Below are 3,602 nucleotides of genomic sequence, written 5' to 3' on the forward strand. Positions count from 1 at the left end.
CTTCATCTGCAAGCGTTTTAAGAGCTCCCCGGCTCGAGTCTGTGGTGACAAAAATACGATCCTTAGCCCCGTCCGCACCGTATTTTTGCTCCATTATTTCCTTCAACATACGAAATGCTATTGCCGGTTCCGTAGTAGTTCCAGATTTGGAAATAACGTTAAGACAGATATCCCGGCCAGCAATCAAGTCAAAAAGATCCGCATAATAATCCGAACTGATATTTTGTCCGGCAAAGTAAATTTCCGGACCACCTTCCCTGCCAAACTGATTAGAAAAAGAAGAACTTAAATAGGAAATCCCCGCAAGAGCTCCCAGATAAGAACCGCCTATTCCCACAACAATAAAAACTTCACATTTATCTAGTATGGATTTTGCTGTGGACAGGATATCAACGTCAGAAAAACTCGAAGCGAGTTTCAGCCAACCCAAATAATCCGAACCTAAGCCCGAACCCTCTTCTAACCAGCTATGGCACAAATCAACTTGTGGCTGGCAATCATTGACTTCGGCACCTGATACAAAAGCCCCAATATTTTCAAAATCAAAAGAAAGATTCGACATTTGAATATCCCAGGCCTGTTACCTGACTATCTTGCTAAATTTGGATCCTTCAAGGGTCAAATTATACATAAGACCTTTTTGACCAAATATAAACGCAACGATAGGATCCTTAACATTAGTAGTGTCTAAAGAGTCCCCCATCCCCAGAGAAACCAACGCTACGGACCCATCGACTCCGGCCTTCCAGCCATCGCTATTTCTAAACTGTTTCAGGGCATTATCCTTAGTAAATACAAGAATAATAGACTTGGATTGGGCACCCAGTTGAAATCCAATTGATGCCGCCATAGTGCTGTAATATTCGACGGTTTTACCCCCTACTCTTAAAGCACCTTCACCATATTCTCCGCCAATGCCAAACCCTGCCTTTATGACCGAAGGAAAGACCAATGCCCCCTTTGCTTTTTTGATAAAGCTGTCAGCACCCGGGATTTCCTTTTTGAACCGTTCCAGGGTGACATCCACACTTACATCTATTTCTTTAGCCGTATCGGCAAATGCCATCCCTGTAGAACAAATTAAAATCAGACCCATCAAAATAGTACAAGCGATATTCGCAACCATCATTTGCCATAATTTCGTTAATTGATTTCGAACCATGTCCATTCCTTTCATTCAAATTCCCAAGAAACCAGGCTTTCGCTCAATTTATCAGTTAAAAACTTAAATCAAAGAACCCAACCTAAATTATAAAATATAAAAACTTATTAAACTTATAACTTTGATTCTTCAATAAAAAAGGAATTAGAAACCCGGCACTAAGGTTTCTTGCCACTACCAGCAGGGCTGCTCAACATATCACGTATAAACAGGTTAGCTGCCTTCATTACATGGGGTTTTTCCAATCGGTAGAGCCCTTAAACAGGTTTTCAAGAATTTTGGGATTAATACCTGCTCCTATATCTTTTACGATAAAATTTAGCCAGTCTGTATCCCCAATATTTTCCCGGCTGTCCCTGAGAGAAATCTTACCGTTTTTAGTATTACTACTCATGGCTGAGATTGGCAAGAAAAACAGATTTACTCAGGCTGGACGTTTCATCTTCGCTCTTATCAAGAACTAATTGCTGGTTAGATTTTTCCAGTTCTACATTACGTATGGCTAACTGGTCTTTGAGGGATATCTTTTGAAGATCAATTTTTTCACCGCGCTTTTCTGTTTCTTCCAGCACGACATTGATCGATTTAACCAGAGGATCACCTTCAGACTCTTCAATTCTCAGCGAAAAGTCTCGGGATTCAATGACTTTCTCAAGGGTTTTTCGAATACTCTCAGTATTCAATTGTTCTAACCTGTCAGACCTTGTTCGGCAAGCCAGCGTTCTGCTTCCAGGGAAGCCGCACAACCAGATCCTGCGGCAGTTATTGCCTGGCGGTATTTGTGGTCATGCACATCCCCGGCGGCAAAAACCCCTTCAATGCTTGTTTCCTGGGTACCTGGCTTGAGTTTTATATATCCAGCATCGTCAAGATCCAATTGCCCATTGAAGATAGACGTGTTTGGCGTATGCCCTATCGCATAAAAAAGACCTGCGACTTCTATTTCTTTCACTTCCTCAGTCTTGACATTTTTCAGACGAGCCCCGGTTAAATAATCTTCACCTATGGCATCCTCAAGAACCGTATCCCAGAGAATATCCAGTTTCGGATGATTAAGAGCTCTCTCCGCCATGATCTTGGACGCTCTGAGCTTATCACGACGATGCACCAAATAGACCACAGAACCAAATTTGGCAAGATATGTGGCCTCCTCAACAGCTGTATCGCCTCCCCCAATGACCATTAACGGCTGATTTCTAAACATGGGAAGTGCACCATCACAAACTGCACAAGCCGACATACCATTGTTCCACATTTTTTCTTCATTCGGGACACCCATCCTTTTAGCCGTAGCTCCTGTGGAAATAATCACCGAATGAGCTTTTATTTCACGGTTTTCAGATTTCACTACAAATGGACGCTGGCCGAAATCGGCAGAGATGACATCCTCCTGAACCATTTCCGTTTTAAAACGCTCGGACTGTTTGCGAAACAACTGCATGAGTTCAGGGCCTTCAACTCCATCAGGAAACCCGGGGTAGTTTTCTACATCCGTAGTGGTGGTCAGTTGCCCACCCGCCGAACCACCCATTACATAACCTTCAAACATAAAAGGATCAAGATTAGCTCTGGCAGAGTATATCGCCGCGGTATGTCCAGCTGGTCCAGAGCCAATAATCACAACATTTCTGACTTCCGACATAATTTAAACCTATTATTTCCTTTCAGAATATACACAGCGAAATCCCACATCGCTATATCGTAACTCGGGGTCTTTGCCAACCCGATCAGAGGTTCTTAAATAATGGCTGAGAGAGTTCCATGAGCCCCCTCGCACCACCTTGTTTTTACCAGTAGAAGTACCGGACGAACTGTACCCATTCAGGGTCCACTCGTAGACATTACCCATCATATCGTAGAGGCCGTTAGAATTGGGCTCAAATTTACCTGTTATTTCTGTCACACCGTTCCCATAAGGCTGGCCAAAGTGAGCTCCACCCAATTTTTTACCTTCTGCTGCCACTTCCCATTGTTCCTCAGAGGGCAAATCTCCGCCCCGCCATGAGCAATAGGCTCTGGCATCCTTCCAATTTACAAACACCACAGGTTGCTGAGGTTTATTGAAATCCTGAGGACGGTCTTCATGCAACAATGCCGGTTCGCACACTGCGGCAATGAAGCATTCCCGATAGTCAGCATTACTGACTTCATATTTATCTATCCAGAATGCGTCTAACTTAACCTTACGGGGAGTCTCATCGCTACACCAGTCGGCATTATTCTGCTCCTCCTCGCAATAAAAACTCCCCACACTGTAATCTCCACCCGGTATTAAAGATCTAGCTGGGGACGACTCAGCAAACACCAAGGAAGGTAAAAAAGGCATTACGACCATCACAAATATTATAGGGTTTAAGCGAATCATACTTCAATCTTATCCATAATAGCTTTTTTAACCTGCTCATAATCAGCGGCCAATTCAACCGGTGAGAAAGCATGC

At 43.4% G+C, this 3,602-nt stretch carries 4 protein-coding genes; all 4 read right to left on the bottom strand.

Annotated elements, in window-relative coordinates:
* Positions 1 to 580: 580 nt before the first annotated feature.
* Positions 581 to 1,126, bottom strand: a complete 546-nt coding sequence (locus F3741_11035) for a hypothetical protein (GenBank protein MZG31313.1) — start codon at positions 1,124 to 1,126, stop codon at positions 581 to 583.
* A gap of 422 nt (positions 1,127 to 1,548) precedes the next feature.
* The gene (locus F3741_11040; GenBank protein MZG31314.1) at positions 1,549 to 1,845 is read right to left on the bottom strand and encodes a hypothetical protein; all 297 of its coding nucleotides are present in this window, start codon (positions 1,843 to 1,845) and stop codon (positions 1,549 to 1,551) included.
* 5 nt (positions 1,846 to 1,850) lie between these two features.
* A complete protein-coding gene (gene trxB, locus F3741_11045; protein MZG31315.1) occupies positions 1,851 to 2,804 on the bottom strand; it encodes a thioredoxin-disulfide reductase in 954 nt (317 codons plus the stop codon).
* A 12-nt stretch (positions 2,805 to 2,816) separates the two neighbouring features.
* Positions 2,817 to 3,527 (bottom strand): formylglycine-generating enzyme family protein, encoded by a 711-nt coding sequence (locus tag F3741_11050; GenBank protein ID MZG31316.1) that lies wholly within the window; start codon positions 3,525 to 3,527, stop codon positions 2,817 to 2,819.
* Positions 3,528 to 3,602: the final 75 nt, after the last annotated feature.

This window comes from Nitrospinota bacterium (assembly GCA_009873635.1).
In the GTDB taxonomy this organism is placed as follows: Bacteria; Nitrospinota; Nitrospinia; order Nitrospinales; family VA-1; genus LS-NOB.